The following is a 14,622-nucleotide window of genomic DNA, read 5'->3' as shown; positions in this document are numbered from 1 at the left end:
TCGTCGCTGTCCGAAGGTGATCAGAGGCGCCGGTGACCACGAGGCGGAACAGCGCGTCACCTTAACGTGCCGGAAACACCCTCGGTACCAAGCCTGGGAACGCTCGTCGGACAGTCGAGACCACCGACACGCGAACCGGGGTGACCATGGTCGACAACACCACGAACGCGGCGACGTTCGACGGGCCGGTGGGCCGGTCCGGCAACGGACGAGGCGTACCCGCGTCCCGTCCGGCTCCGGCCCCGCCGGGTCACGACGACCCGGCGGACCTCGCCACCCTCGGCGTGGAGGAGGAGTTCCACGTCGTCGACCTGCATACCCGGGAGCTGGTGCCCCGGGCCGGCGAACTGCTCGACCGGCTACCGGCCACGTCGTTCACCGCCGAACTGCACCGCAGCGTGGTGGAGACCAACACCGCCGTCTGCCGCACGCTGGACGAGATCCGCGGGGAGCTGACCCGGCTGCGGCAGTCGGCGATCCAGGTCGCGGACCGGGCCGGACTGGGCATCGTGGCGGCCGGCACGGTGCCGCTGCGCGCCGACGGCGACCCGAGCGTCACCCCCACCTCGCGGTACCGGCGGATGGTCGACGAGTACCAGTTGCTCGCCCGCGAGCAGTTGATCTGCGGCGCGCAGGTGCACGTGGGCGTCTCCGACCGGGACCTGGCGGTGGCCGTCACCCGTCGCGTCCAGCCGTGGCTGCCGGTGCTGCTCGCCCTCTCCACCAGCTCGCCGTACTGGATGGGCCAGGACAGCGGCTACGCCAGCGTCCGCTCGCTGGTCTGGCAGCGCTGGCCCACGGCCGGCGACCCGGGCGAGGTGACCAGCGCGGCCGACCACGAGGCCCTGGTCGCCGAGCTGATCTCGTCCGAGACCATCACCGACCCCGCCATGATCTACTTCGACGTCCGGCCGTCGGCGCACGTGCCCACCGTCGAGCTGCGGATCACCGACGCCAACGCCGACGTCGAGACGATCGTCCTGCTCACCGGCCTGTTCCGGGCGCTCGTACGGCGGGAGGTGGCCGCCCTGCGCGCCGGTGTCGAGCGCACCGCCGTCCGGCCGCCGGTGCTGCGCGCCGCCGTGTGGCGGGCCGCCCGCTCCGGGCTCGAAGGTGACCTGCTCGACCTGCCCCGCTCGGCGCGGCCGGTGCCGGCCGCCGAGGCGGTCCGGCGCCTCGTGGCCGACCTGCGCCCCCAGTTGGAGGCGACCGGCGACTGGGAGCAGGTCCGCGAGCTGACCCGGTACGCCCTCGACCGGGGCAGTTCGGCCGCCCGACAGCGACGGGCGTACGAGCGACGGGGCCGACTGGCCGACGTGGTCGACCTGCTGCTCGACGAGACCCGGGGTCGGGTGCGCGCCCCCTGCCCGGGGCCACGCCCCCGCCCGCGCTGTCCACGTACGCCGACGCCGGCGACGAGGTCTTCGGCCCGGCCGGGCCGACACCCGCGTACCGTCCGCTGCTCACCGCCCTGCGTGCCCTCGGGGCCGTCGGCCTGCGCCACCGCGAGCACGACCGGGACGAGGAGCAACGCGCCCGGGGCGTGACCTTCAGCGTGGCCGGCGAGGCCAGCACCCGCCTCTTCCCGGTGGACCTGGTGCCCCGGGTGGTGCCCGCCGACGACTGGCGGACGCTGCGTGCCGGCCTGGTACAGCGCGCCCGCGCGCTCGACGCGTTCCTGCGCGACGTCTATGCCGACCGGGCGGTGGTGGCCGACGGTGTCGTACCGGCCTGGGTGGTGGAGTCCTCGCCGGGGCTGCGCCCGACCGGCGCGCTCATGGGCCGACACGGCACGCGTGCCCAGGTGTCCGGAACCGATCTCGTGCGCGACCCCGACGGCGGTTGGTACGTGCTGGAGGACAACCTGCGGGTGCCCTCGGGCATCGGTTATGCCGTGCAGAACCGCCGGCTCACCCGGGCGGTGCTGCCTGAGCTGCCGGTGCCCGACGACCTGCTGCCCGCCGACGAGACGCCGGCGATGCTGCGCCGGGCGCTGGTCGCCGCCGCGCCGGCCGCCGCCGACGACCCCGCCGTGGTGGTGCTCAGCAGCGGTCCGGGTGACCCGGCCTGGTTCGAACACCGGCTGCTCGCCGACGAGATGGGTGTGCCGCTGACCGAGAGCGGTGACCTGCTGGTGCAGGACGGCCGGGTGCACATGGTCACCGAGGGGCACCGCAGCCCGGTGGACGTGATCTACCTGCGGATGGACGAGGAGGCCCTGCTGCACGCCCCGGGCGCGGACGGTGTGCCGCTGGGCTGGCCGCTGCTCGCGGCGGTGCACGCCGGGCGGCTCACGCTGGCCAACGCGCTCGGCAACGGCGTCGGGGACGACAAGGCGCTGTACGCGTACGTGCCCCGACTGATCGAGTACTACCTCGGGGAGAAGGCGCTGCTCGGCGACGTGCCGACGTACCTGTGCGGGGTGCCCGAGCAGCGCGCCGAGGTGCTGGGCCGGCTCGGCGAGCTGGTGCTCAAGCCGGTCGACGGGTACGGCGGCGACCGCGTGGTGATCGGCCCGCGCGCCGAGTCGGAGGAGCTGGACGCCGTCCGGGAGCAGATCCTCGCCGCCCCACACCGGTGGATCGCCCAGGAGATGGTCACGCTCACCACCCACCCGGTCTTCGACGGTACGGCTCTCGCGCCTCGCCACGTTGACCTGCGGGCCTTCGTGTTCCTCGGCGAGACTGCGGAGGTGGCGCCGGTGGCCCTGACCCGGGTCGCGCCGGCCGGCAGCATGATCGTCAACTCGTCGCGGGGAGGTGGGTCGAAGGACACCTGGCTGCTCGGCGGAGCCGGAGAGCCCTCGGTGTAACCCACGCTTGATGCGGATGTCATCGGGACGCAACCGGGTCCACCAAGCCTGGACCGGTCAGCGGCCCGAGCGGACCGAGCCGATGAGAGGTGTGTGCCATGTGCGGTATCGGAGGCGAGTTCCGCCTCGACGGGGCGTCACCGGACCTGGCGGCCCTGGAGCGGATGCTCCCCGTCCTGTCCTCCCGCGGCCCGGACGGTGAGGGGCGGTGGCAGCACGGCCCGGCGGCGCTGGTGCACCGCCGGCTGCGCATCATCGACCTGTCCGACACCGGCGCCCAGCCGATGGTCGATGCTGAGCTGGGCCTCGCCCTGGTCTTCAACGGCTGCATCTACAACTACCGGGAGCTGCGCGACGAGCTGACCGCCGCCGGCTACTCCTTCCGGTCCACGTCGGACACCGAGGTGATCCTCAAGGCGTACCACCGGTGGGGGACGGCGTGCGTCGAGCGGCTGTTCGGGATGTTCGCGTTCGCCCTGGTCGAGCTGGCCACGCACACCCTCGTGCTGGCCCGCGACCGGCTCGGCATCAAACCCCTCTACCTGGCCGAGACGCCGGGCCGCATCCGCTTCGCGTCGACGCTGCCGGCGCTGCTCGCCGCCGGTGACGTGGACACCGACCTGGACCCGGTGGCGCTGCACCACTACATGAGCTTCCACTCGGTGGTGCCGCCGCCGCGCACCATCCTGGCCGGCGTCCGCAAACTCCCGCCCGCCACCGTGCGGGTGATCACCGCCGACGGCCGCAGCACCGACACCGTCTACTGGCGGCCCGAGTTCAACCGCGCCGCCGCGCCGGCCATGTCCGCCGAGGAGTGGCAGGAACGGATCATGGCGGCGCTGCGGACCGCCGTACGACGGCGGATGGTCGCCGACGTGCCGGTCGGGGTGCTGCTCTCCGGGGGCCTCGACTCCAGCCTGATCGTGGCCCTGCTCGCCGAACAGGGCCAGACCGGGCTGGCCACCTTCAGCATCGGGTTCGAGGCGGCGGCGGGGGAGACCGGCGACGAGTTCCACTACTCCGACCTGATCGCCCGCCACTTCGACACCGACCACCAGCAGATCCGCATCGACGCCGCCCGCTTCGTGCCGGCCGTGCACGACGCCATCGCGGCGATGAGCGAGCCGATGGTCAGCCACGACTGCGTGGCGTTCCACCTGCTCTCCGAGGAGGTCTCGAAGCGGATCACCGTCGTCCAGTCGGGCCAGGGCGCGGACGAGATCTTCGCCGGCTACGACTGGTACCCGCCGATGGCCAACGTCGCCCGCGAGGACGCCGTCGAGGCGTACGCCCGGGTGTTCTTCGATCGTCGCCACGACGCGCTGGCCAACCACCTGGCGCCCGAGTGGATGCTCGACCACGACGCGAGCCTGGAGTTCGTCACCGCCCACTTCGGCGCGCCGGGCGCGGACACCGCGCTCGACGCGGCGCTGCGCCAGGACAGCCTGGTGATGCTCGTCGACGACCCGGTCAAGCGGGTCGACAACATGACGATGGCGTGGGGGCTGGAGGCCCGGGTGCCGTTCCTCGACCACGAGGTCGTCGAGCTGGCCGCCGCCTGCCCACCGGCGCTCAAGCTGGCCCTGGGCGGCAAGGGCGTGCTGAAGGCCGCGAGCCGGGGCATCGTCCCCGACGAGGTGATCGACCGGCCCAAGGGCTACTTCCCGGTGCCGGCGATCCGGCACCTCTCCGGCCCGCTGCTGGACGACGTCCGGGACGCGCTGACCGCGCGCCCGGCGCGCGAGCGTGGCCTGTTCCGCAAGGACTACCTGGAGGAGTTGCTGGACACGCCGAACGCCCAGCGGACCACGTTGGGTTCCAACGCGCTCTGGCAGCTCGGGCTGCTCGAGCTCTGGTTGCAGCGGATCGGGGTATAGATGAGCGTACGGACCGAGGTACCGCGCCGGACCCGCCCCGCGCGGCACCGGCCGGCGGTGACCCCGCCCCCCGGCGAGGACTTCGCGCCCGCGCCGTCGCCGGACGGCCGGCGGGTGGCGTACGTGTCCGACCGGGCGGGCGCCCCGGCCGTCTGGCTCCGGGACGTGGACGCCGTCGAGGCCGTCGCGCTGCCCGGCGGGGACGAGCCGGTCCTCTCGGTGAGCTGGTCCTCGGACGGGCAGTGGCTGGCCTGCGTCGTCGCGCCCGGCGGCGCGCCCCGCACCGAGCTGTGGGTGCTGCGCCCGGACGGTACGGGACTCCGCCAGGTCGCCGGCTTCGGCCGCCGCAGCGCGAGCCTGTCCCGGTGGCTGCCCGGCGGCGCGCTGATGGCGGTCACCGAGAGCGCCGAGCGGAGCGCCGCCGTACTCATCGACGCCGAGACCGGGCACCGGCGGGTGCTCGCCGAGGACGATCTGCTCACCCTGCTGGACGTCACCGACGACGGCGGGTCCGCCCTGCTGCGGCGTGGCCCCCGTAACGCCCGCTGGCTGGAACTGCTCGACGTGACCACCGGCGACCGGGTACGCCTGCTGCCGGACACCGGCCGGGGCAGCACCGACCAGGGCTGGTTCGGCCCCGACGGGACGAGCGTGCTGGCGCGTACCGACGCGTTCTCGGAGCTGGCGGCGCTGGTGCGCGTCGACCTCGCGCGACCGACGTCGGCCCCGACGCGCGTCGCGGCGCGGCCGGACGCGGAGCTGGAGCACGTCGCGCTCGACACCCGGCGGGAGCGGGCCGCGCTGCTGTGGAACACCTACGGCGGGCGCAGCGAGCTGAGCCTGTTCGACCTGACCAGCGGCGTCCAGCGGGCGGTGACGGCCCCCGGCGAGGTGCTCGGGGACGCCGTCTTCGCCGACGGCGGTGACCTGCTCTGCCTCACCGCGCAGGGGCCGATGCAGCCCCGGGAGGTGTGGCTGGTCGACCTGGCGACCGGCGATCCGCGCCCGCTGCGGCCGGACACCGACGCCGCGCGTACGGGTGGCCCGGGTGTCGCGCCGCAGCTGGTCGACCTGCGTGCCCACGACGGGTTGCCGCTGTCCGGTTGGCTCTACCGCCCGGCCGGCCCGGGCCCCTGGCCGACGGCGATCAGCCTGCACGGCGGCCCGGAGGCGCAGGAACGCCCCGGCTACAACCCGCTGTTCCAGGCCCTCGTGGCGCAGGGCATCGCCGTGTTCGCGCCGAACGTGCGCGGTTCGTCCGGCTTCGGCCGCTCCTTCGTCACCGCCGACAACCTCGCCGGCCGGTACGGCGCGATCGCCGACGTGGCGGCGTGCGCCGAGCACCTCGTCGACAGCGGCGTCGCGATCCCGGGCCACCTGGGCTGCCTGGGCCGCTCCTACGGCGGCTACCTGGTGCTCGCGGTGCTGGTGAACTTCCCCGGCCTGTTCGCCGCCGGCGTGGCCGAGTGCGGCATCTCCGACTTCCGCACCTTCTACGGCGGCACCGAGCCGTGGATCGCCGCCGCCGCCGTCAGCAAGTACGGCGACCCGGTACGCGACGCGGAGCTGCTGCGCGACCTGTCGCCGATGACCCGTATCGACCAGCTCGACGTGCCGGTGATGCTCATCCACGGCGCGAACGACACCAACGTGCCGGCCGGGGAGTCGGCGCAGGTGGCGCAGGCGCTCGCCGCCCGGGACGTGCCGCACGGGCACCTCGTGCTCGCCGGTGAGGGGCACGACTTCCTGGCCCGCGACAACGCCGAGGCGGCGCGTACGGCCACCACCTCCTGGCTGACCCGGCACCTCGCCACGACGGTGATCACCCTCGGCTGAGGCGTTATCCTGCGCCGGTGGACGTCACGGCGCATGGTGCGCGGCTGGCCGCCGACCTGGGCCGGTCCCTCGCCGAGCTGACCTTCGTCGACCTGGACACGGACGAGGTCACGGCGCTGGTGATCGACGCGGTGGCGCGGTGGGCCCTGGCGCAGGGCTGGCGGGTCTATCGGCGGGCGCCCAGCGTGCTGCCGTTGCCGCCGCCGATGCAGCAGCGGCACTCGGTCCTCGACGTGGCGTGCGCCCGCCCGGACGGGCCGCCGGTGGTGGTGGAGGTCGACCACACCGACCGGGCCCGTACGGTCCAGAAGCTGACCGCGGAGGCGGACGCCGGGCGGATCCCCATCTGGGTGCGCTGGGGCGTCGGCCGGTTCACCGCCCCACCACCACCGGTGGCGATGGTGACCGTCGAGGTCACCCGACGCCCCGGGCCGGCCGGGCGCGGACGCCTGCACAGCCGCGTCGACGACCGGCCCGCGCCGGCACACTCCGCCGGCGGCGGCACGGCGGCCACGCAGGCGCTGCCGATCCCGCTGGTAGAGCCGCTCGCCGACCCGCTTCCGGACCCGCTTTCGGACCCTGGCAAGGGCACCTGAAGCGAATCGTAAGCGGGGCCGGGCAGTGTCCTGGGTGTCACCGGAGAACACGACCGACACCCAGGAGATACCGATGCGCAAGCTCGTCAACTCGACCTACATCACCCTCGACGGCGTCATCGAGAACCCGATGTGGACCGCGCCGTACTTCGACGAGGAGGCCATGGGCCTCGCCGGCGAGCTGACCGACGCCGCCGACGCGATGCTGATGGGCCGGGCCACCTACGACGGCATGTCCGTCGCCTGGCCGCAGCAGGACGAGAGCGACCCGACCACCGGCGCGGCCTACTTCAACAACGTCAAGAAGTACGTCGCCTCGACCACCCTCACCGACCCCACCTGGAACAACACGGAGGTGCTCCAGGGCGAGCTGGTCGAGGCGGTCCGCAAGCTCAAGGCCCAGGACGGCAGGAACATCATCCAGTACGGCTTCGGCTCGGTCACCGCCCAGCTCGTCGACGCGGGCCTGGTGGACGAGGTCCGCTTCTGGATCCACCCCGTTTTGCAGGGCGCGTCCAGCGTGACGACGCCGCTGAACGACTTCACGGCGTCGTTCGACCTGGTCGACACGCGGGTGCACAAGAGCGGCGTGATCGTCGCGACGTACCGGCCGAAGAGCGCCGCCTGACCGTCCCCCGACGGTCGCCTCAGAGCTGGGCCCGGGCCTCGCCCGGGCTCAGCTTCGTGCCCTCGGCTAGGAGCGCGTCGAAGCGGTCCGGCCCGAGGGCGGCCCGGACCCGCGCGGTCACCCGGTCGACCTCGTCGCGTTCGGCCGGAGCGCACGGCGCCTGGGTGTCCAGCCGGGCGGCCGTTGCCGCGCCGAGCAGTCGGGCCGCGACCTCCGGCACGCGTACCGCCGACGCCATCCCCTCCAGCGCGAAGATCGCGTCCCGGGGCGCGGCCATCGCCTCGGCGGCCTCGAACGCCTCGACGTGCAGGGCCAGCGCGGCGTCCGGGTCGCCACCCTGCTCGATCGCGTGCCCCAGCTCGACCAGGACCGGCGGCAGGTACAGCGCGGTCCGCGCCTCCGCGCGCCCCCGTTCGGCGAGGTTGCCGAGGTGGGTGACGGCCAGGTCGAGCTTGCCGTCGCGGCGGGCGGCCAAACCGAGGCTCAGCTCCGCGAAGACCAGCGCGCCCGGGGCGTCCTGCTGCACCGCCAGGTGGTACGCGCGTTCGGCCAGCTCCCGGGCCTGCGAATAGTCCCGGGTCTGCACCGCCAACCAGGCCAGCCAGGAAAGTTCGGTGCACACCTGCGGCCACAGCCGTAACTCCTGCGCCCAGCGCAGCCCCTCGGTGTGCAGGGCGGCGGCGCGTTCGTGCTCGCCGCGCATCTCCGCGAGCCCGCCCACCCACTCGGTGGCCTGGAGCCGGCCCCACCGGTCGCCGATCTCGGCGAAGAGCGCCGCGCTGCGGGTCGCCGTCCGCTCCAGGGTCGCCTGGTCACCCGCGACGTGCGCGATCTTGGCCTGCGAGGCGAGCACGGCCGCCTCGGTCCACGAGTCGACGTCTGCCGGCATCAGCTCCATGGCCAGTGCCAGGTCACTCTGCTCGATCAGCGCGTTCGCCGCGAACCACGCGCCCCGGCCGCCCGGGTCGCCGGCGACCGCCGCCCGGACATCGGCCGGTGCGACCGCCGCGCCCCGCAGCAGCGCGAACCCGACCCGCCAGGGCGCCGCTCTCCGCTCCTGCTCCGGGTCGCCGGTTACGGCCAGGGCCCGACACGCCTCGGTGGGCCGGCCGCGCAGATACCAGTACCAGCTCAGCGCGACCGCCAGTCGCAACCCGCCCCCGTGGGCCAGCGCCGCGCGCAGGTTCGCCGTCTCGGCGTCCAGCAGCGCCAGCCACCGCCGCTGCTCGGGCCCGCGCAACTCCGGGTCGGCGCGCTCGGCCAGTTCGGTGTAGTAGCCGGCGTGCCGCGTCCGGACCTCGTCGGCGTCGTCGAGGCGGTCCAGGCAGAACGCGGCGACCGATTCGAGCAGCCGGTACCGCGGCCCGTCCGGTGCGTCGTCCAACACCACCAGCGACCGGTCCACCAGCCGGGCGAGGGCGTCCAGGTCGGTGCGGCACACCAGCTCGGCGGCCTCCGGCGTGCAGCCGTCGCGGAACACCGCGAGCCGGGCGAGCACCTGCCGGTCGGTCTCGTCGAGCAGGTCCCAACTCCAACCGATCACCGCGGTCAGTGTCCGCTGGCGTGGTGGCACGTCGCGTTGCGGGGTGCTGAGCAGCCGGAATCGGTCGTCGAGGCGTTCCACCACGCCCTGCACGCCCAGGGCGCGCACCCGGGTCGCGGCCAGCTCCAGGGCCAGCGGCAGACCGTCCAGGCGACGGCAGAGCTGGGCGACGGCCGGCGCGGTGCGCTCGTCGAGGCGGAAACCGCGCTGCTGGGCGGCGGCGCGGGCGGCGAACAACCGGGCCGCCGCCGAGCGCCGGACCGCGTCCGGGTCACCGTCCGACGGCGGCAACGACAACGGGGGTACGTCCCAGAGCAGTTCGCCCGTCAGACCGAGGGGCTCCCGGCTGGTGGCGAGCACGTGCACCCCGGGCGCGTCGCGCAGCAGCCGGGCGACCAGCGCGGCGACCGGCTCGACGACGTGTTCGCAGTTGTCCAGGACCAGCAGCAGATGCCGTTGGCGCAGCGCCGTGACGAGCCGGTCGGTGGGGGACAGGCTGGCACCGGCGGCCTCGCGAACGTCAAGCGCGCCGAGCACCTGCTCGGCGACGCCCGGGTCGCCGGCCGGCAGCGGCGCCAGCTCGACCAGCAGGACGCCGTCCGGCGGAGACTGGGTACGGGCGGCCTCGGTGGCCAGCCGGGTCTTGCCGACACCACCCGGCCCGACCAGCGTGACGAGGCGCTGCCCGGGCAGCAGGGCTCGCAGCTCGGTCAACGCCTCGGCCCGGCCGACCAGCTCGTCGAGCTGCGCCGGCAGGCTGTTGCGGATGATCGCGGCCTTCGGCGGCGCGCTCAGACCGGCGTCCTGTTCGAGGATGCGGCGGTGCAGGGCGACCAGTTCGGGGCTCGGGTCGAGGCCCAGCTCGTCGGCGAGCCGGTCCCGCAGGTCGGCGTAGCTGTCCAGCGCCTCGGACTGGCGACCGGCCGCGTACAGCGCGCGGAGCTGCACCGCCCGCAGCCCTTCGTGCAGGGGATTGCGGGCCACCAGCTCGGCCAGGTCGGCGGCGGCCAGGTCGTGCTCGCCCCGGGCCACCCGCGCCTCGGCCAGCCGCTCGTGCACGGCGAGACGCTGCTCGGCGAGGCGGGTCGCCTCGGCGCGGACGAACTCGGCGTCGGCCACGTCGGCGTACGCCTCGCCCCGCCACAGCGCCAACGCCTCGGTCAGCGGGCCGACGTCGGTGTGCCGGGCCAGCTCGGCGAACCGGTCGGCGTCGACCGTCCCGGCCCGCAACAGGTAGCCGGGAGCGCGGGACTCGACGAGGTCGCGGGCACCCGGCTCGGCGTCGTTGAGCGCCTTGCGCAGCTGCGACACCCGCACCTGGAGCGCCCCGGTGGGGTTGGCGGGGGAGTCGTCACCCCACAGGTCGTCGATGAGCCGGTCGGCGGAGACGACCTGGTTGCGGTTGGTGAGCAGGTCGGCCAGGAGGACGCGGACCTTGGCGCCGGGCACCACCACCGGCTCGCCGGCGTCCGTGGTGACGGCGAGCGGCCCGAGCACCCCGAACTGCACGGCGGTCATCCTATGGTCTGTATCGACGTTCTCGGTCGGACCGGACGGTTCGGCACAGTTCCGAACGCCGGTAAGCCGACCTGAAGCGGACCGTAAGCGGGCCGGCGCACCGTGTGGGCATGGACATCTACCACGAGACCCACGGCGCCGGCGAGGGCCGGCCGCTGCTGCTCATCCACGGCGCGCTCTCCGGCATCGGCACCTCGTTCGGCACGATCCTGCCGCTGCTCGCCCGGTCCCGGCGGGTGATCGCCGTGGAGTTGCAGGCGCACGGCCACACCCCGGACGTCGACCGTCCACTGACCGTCGAGCACTTCGCCGCCGACGTGGTCGAGCTGCTCGACCGCCTCGGCGTCGACCAGGCCGACGTGTACGGGTGGAGCATGGGCGCGGCGGTGGCGCTGCGCCTGGGCACCGACCACGCCGACCGGGTGAGGCGGCTGGTGCTCGCCTCGGTGAGCTTCGACGACGCGGGCCTGCACCCCGGGCTGCTCGACGGCATCCAGGACCTGCGACCGGAGCACCTGCACGGGTCGGAGTTCCACGACGAGTACCTGCGGACCGCACCGGACCCGGCCGGCTGGGCCAACCTGGTCACCAAGATGAAGGTGCTGGACGCGAACCTGCCCCGCTGGACGCCCGAGCAGATCGCGGCCCTGGCCGTACCGACCATGCTCGTGCTGGCCGACGCGGACATCGTCCAGCCCGAACACGCGGTACGGATGTTCCGGCTGCTCGGCGGCGCGGTGCCTGGCGACCTGACCGGCCTACCCGCCTGTCGCCTGGCCATCCTGCCCGGCACCACCCACACCACGATCCCGCACCGCGCCGACTGGCTGGTCCCCATGATCGACGAGTTCCTCGACGACCCCACCCCCGCCCCCGTTCCTCCCCGCGATCTTGCACTTTCTGTCGCGGCATAGGGCGTAAATGCCGCAGAACGTCGACACAAAGTGCAAGATCGCGGGGAGGTGGGTGGGTGGGGCAGGATGGGGCCGTGAAGGTCGACGATGGTGGGGCTGTTCTGTCCATGCTGGGTTCAGAGATCGACGCGTTTGTCGGTGCGCTGGCTCAGGTGTCGGGGGCGGGGTGGGAGCGGCCGACGCGCTGCGACCCGTGGCGGGTACGTGACGTGGTGGGGCACGTGATCGTCGTACTCTCGCGGGTGCCGGACATGGTGGCGGCGCCCGCTCCCGGGCGGGCCGGGACCACGGCGGCGGAGTACTACCGCGCGGACGGGCGGTTCAGCGACGACACGAACGACGAGCGGGTACGCACGGCGCAGCGTCGCGCGGCCGACCCGGACGCGGCGACACTCGTGCGGGATCTCGCGGACACCGGGCGGACCGTCGTCGAGGTGTGCCGCGGCGAGCCTGCCGGCCGGGTGGTCCGGACCCGACACGGCGACGCCATGCTGTTGTCGGACTTCCTGACGACCCGCCTGGTCGAGGTGGTCCTGCACGGGCTCGACGTCGCCGACGCGGTGCCCCGCGAGCCGTGGCTCACCCCGGCCGCCACCGAACACCTGCTGCGCCTGCTCTTCGGCCCGCAGTGGCGGGTCGCGGTCGACGCCACCGGAGACCCGACCACCCTCCTCCGCAAGGCAACCGGCCGCGCGCCTACCACCGCCAACGACCGCGATGCCCTCGACCACCTGGGCCTACGCCCCCTGACCCTGGGCTGACCCCGCGCCCCTTTGCGCGATCTTGCACTTTCTGCGGCGACATAACCCATCCAAGGGCACGAATCGTCAGCACAAAGTGCAAGATCGCGGGGGCGGGTGGTGGGGGGAGGGGACGGGGGCGATGGCGTACGGGGCGTCGAGCGGGTAGAAACGGGTCAGAGAGCGCTCTCACCGTTGAGTGCGCCCATGGTCCGCCCAGTCGATAGGACGAACCACATGACGAGCCCGTCCCGACGTACCTTCACCCTTGCCCTGCTGGTGGCCGCCGCCGTCACCGTGAGCGGCACCGCGGCCAGCGCCGACCGCCCGACGCACAGCGCACCCGATTTCGGGCCGAACGTGACCATCTTCGACCCGTCCATGTCGGTCGGGGAGATCCAGCAGACCCTCGACGCCGCGCACGCCCGCCAGGTCGACAACGAGATGGGCACCGAGCGGCACGCGTACCTCTTCAAGCCGGGCAGCTACGGCACGGCCGAGCAGCCGTTGCAGGCGAAGGTCGGCTACTACACCGAGGTCGCCGGCCTCGGCGCGTCCCCCACCGACGTCGCCGTGAACGGCAAGATCGAGGTCTACAACCGTTGCCTCGCCGACGGCGGCACCGGCAACTGCCTCGCGCTTGTCAACTTCTGGCGCACCCTGTCGAACCTCTCGCTCACCGTCAACGCCGCCGGCCAGGACGGCTGCCGCTCGACGGCGAACTTCTGGGCGGTGTCCCAGGCGGTCTCGATGCGCCGGCTCAACATCACCGGCGGCGGGTTGTCCCTGATGGACTACTGCACGGCCGGCCCGCAGTACGCCAGCGGCGGCTTCATCGCCGACTCCCGGCTGCCCGCCACCACCAACGGCTCCCAGCAGCAGTGGCTCACCCGCAACAGCGAGGTCGCCGGGTGGTCCAACGCGGTGTGGAACCAGGTGTTCGCGGGCGTCGAGGGCGCTCCGGACGACGCCACGTTCCCCGACCCGCCGTACACCACCCTCGACACGACCCCGGTGAGCCGGGAGAAGCCGTACCTGTTCGTGGACGCCAAGGGCCACTACAACGTGCGGGTGCCGGCCGCGCAGCGCGACAGCCGGGGCGTCTCGTGGGCGAACGGCATGACCCCCGGACGGACCATCGGCATCGACGACTTCTTCATCGCGAAGCCGTCCGACCCGGTGCGCGTGATCAACGCGCAGCTCGCGCGCGGCAAGCACCTGCTGCTCACCCCCGGCGTCTACGACATCGCCCGTAGCATCGAGATCCGGCGGGCCAACACGGTGGTGCTCGGCATCGGCCACGCCACCCTCACGGCCGTGAACGGCGCCGTCCCGCTGGACGTCGCCGGAGTGCCCGGTGTCATCGTCGCGGGCGTCACGATCGACGCCGGTACGGTCGAGTCGCCGGTGCTGCTGCGGGTGGGCCGGCAGCACGGGCACGACGCCAGCAGCGCGGCCAACCCCACCACGCTGTCCGACGTGTACTTCCGGGTCGGCGGCCCGCACATCGGTCGGACGAACACCGCCCTGGAGGTCAACAGCGACAACGTCCTGATCGACCACACCTGGGTGTGGCGCGGCGACCACGGCGTCGAGGGCTTCACCGAGGGCGTCAACGGTGACACCGACCGCTGGCGCACCAACACCGGTCGGTACGGCGCGGTCATCAACGGCGACCACGTGACCGCCACCGGCCTCTTCGTCGAGCACTTCCAGCGCTACAACACTGTCTGGAACGGCGAGCACGGCACCACGGTCCTCTACCAGAACGAGCTGCCGTACGACCCGCCGACGCAGGCCGACTGGATGAACGGCCCGGTCGAGGGGTACGCCGGCTACAAGGTCGGCGACCGGGTACGCCACCACGACCTCTACGGCGGCGGGGTGTACGTGTTCAACCAGAACAACCCGTCGATCCACACCGAAGACGGGTTCGAGGTGCCGAACCGGCCGGGTGTGCGGCTGCACCACATCATGACCGTCAACCTGAGCGCCGGCACGATCGACCACGTCGTCAACGGCGTCGGCGACGCGGCCGACATGACGAAGGTCGGCGTGCCGGTCTACCTGGCGCAGTACCCGGCTTCGTAGCGTCCCGACGGGGGTCGGAGCCGAGGCGCTTCCGGCCCCCGTCGGTCCGTCGCGGCGGGCCGGGGGT

10 protein-coding genes are annotated in these 14,622 nt (G+C 73.5%); 9 read left to right on the top strand and 1 reads right to left on the bottom strand.

Annotated features, from left to right (window positions below; all coding sequences use genetic code 11):
- The first annotated feature begins 146 nt into the window (after nucleotides 1-146).
- The 6 genes from ACQP0N_RS18885 to ACQP0N_RS18860 all read left to right on the top strand — a co-directional run bounded on the left by ACQP0N_RS18885 (nucleotide 147) and on the right by ACQP0N_RS18860 (nucleotide 7,749).
- A complete protein-coding gene (locus ACQP0N_RS18885) occupies nucleotides 147-1,547 on the top strand; it encodes a carboxylate-amine ligase (RefSeq protein WP_433121704.1) in 1,401 nt (466 codons plus the stop codon).
- A complete protein-coding gene (locus tag ACQP0N_RS18880) occupies nucleotides 1,544-2,812 on the top strand; it encodes a circularly permuted type 2 ATP-grasp protein (protein ID WP_433112297.1) in 1,269 nt (422 codons plus the stop codon). The genes ACQP0N_RS18885 and ACQP0N_RS18880 overlap by 4 nt, the downstream gene beginning before the upstream one ends.
- 98 nt (nucleotides 2,813-2,910) lie before the next feature.
- Entirely contained in the window at nucleotides 2,911-4,689 is a 1,779-nt protein-coding gene (locus ACQP0N_RS18875; RefSeq protein ID WP_433112294.1) for an N-acetylglutaminylglutamine amidotransferase, read from the top strand.
- Nucleotides 4,690-6,525: a S9 family peptidase gene (locus ACQP0N_RS18870; RefSeq protein WP_433112291.1), complete on the top strand. Its 1,836-nt coding sequence runs from the start codon at nucleotides 4,690-4,692 to the stop codon at nucleotides 6,523-6,525.
- Between the two features lie 17 nt (nucleotides 6,526-6,542).
- Nucleotides 6,543-7,121: a hypothetical protein gene (locus ACQP0N_RS18865; RefSeq protein ID WP_433112288.1), complete on the top strand. Its 579-nt coding sequence runs from the start codon at nucleotides 6,543-6,545 to the stop codon at nucleotides 7,119-7,121.
- A 73-nt stretch (nucleotides 7,122-7,194) separates the two neighbouring features.
- A complete protein-coding gene (locus tag ACQP0N_RS18860) occupies nucleotides 7,195-7,749 on the top strand; it encodes a dihydrofolate reductase family protein (RefSeq protein ID WP_433112285.1) in 555 nt (184 codons plus the stop codon).
- Nucleotides 7,750-7,768: 19 nt separating this feature from the next.
- Here the strand turns inward: ACQP0N_RS18860 and ACQP0N_RS18855 are convergent, their stop codons facing one another.
- The gene (locus tag ACQP0N_RS18855) at nucleotides 7,769-10,810 is read right to left on the bottom strand and encodes a BTAD domain-containing putative transcriptional regulator (protein WP_433112282.1); all 3,042 of its coding nucleotides are present in this window, start codon (nucleotides 10,808-10,810) and stop codon (nucleotides 7,769-7,771) included.
- 110 nt (nucleotides 10,811-10,920) lie between these two features.
- On the opposite strand from ACQP0N_RS18855, the gene ACQP0N_RS18850 reads away from it, so the two are divergent.
- The 3 genes from ACQP0N_RS18850 (at nucleotide 10,921) to ACQP0N_RS18840 (ending at nucleotide 14,555) form a co-directional block, all read left to right on the top strand.
- On the top strand, nucleotides 10,921-11,724 hold the full coding sequence (locus ACQP0N_RS18850) for an alpha/beta fold hydrolase (protein ID WP_433112279.1): 804 nt from the start codon (nucleotides 10,921-10,923) through the stop codon (nucleotides 11,722-11,724).
- Nucleotides 11,725-11,798: 74 nt separating this feature from the next.
- Nucleotides 11,799-12,485 (top strand): maleylpyruvate isomerase N-terminal domain-containing protein, encoded by a 687-nt coding sequence (locus ACQP0N_RS18845; RefSeq protein WP_433112276.1) that lies wholly within the window; start codon nucleotides 11,799-11,801, stop codon nucleotides 12,483-12,485.
- 216 nt (nucleotides 12,486-12,701) lie between these two features.
- On the top strand, nucleotides 12,702-14,555 hold the full coding sequence (locus ACQP0N_RS18840) for an adenylyl cyclase (protein ID WP_433112273.1): 1,854 nt from the start codon (nucleotides 12,702-12,704) through the stop codon (nucleotides 14,553-14,555).
- Nucleotides 14,556-14,622: the final 67 nt, after the last annotated feature.

The sequence above is a fragment of the Micromonospora sp. CA-246542 genome, from assembly GCF_050942905.1.
Lineage (GTDB): Bacteria > Actinomycetota > Actinomycetes > Mycobacteriales > Micromonosporaceae > Micromonospora.
Note: the sequence above shows the minus strand (reverse complement) of the source record. Positions and strands in the feature narration are given on the sequence as shown.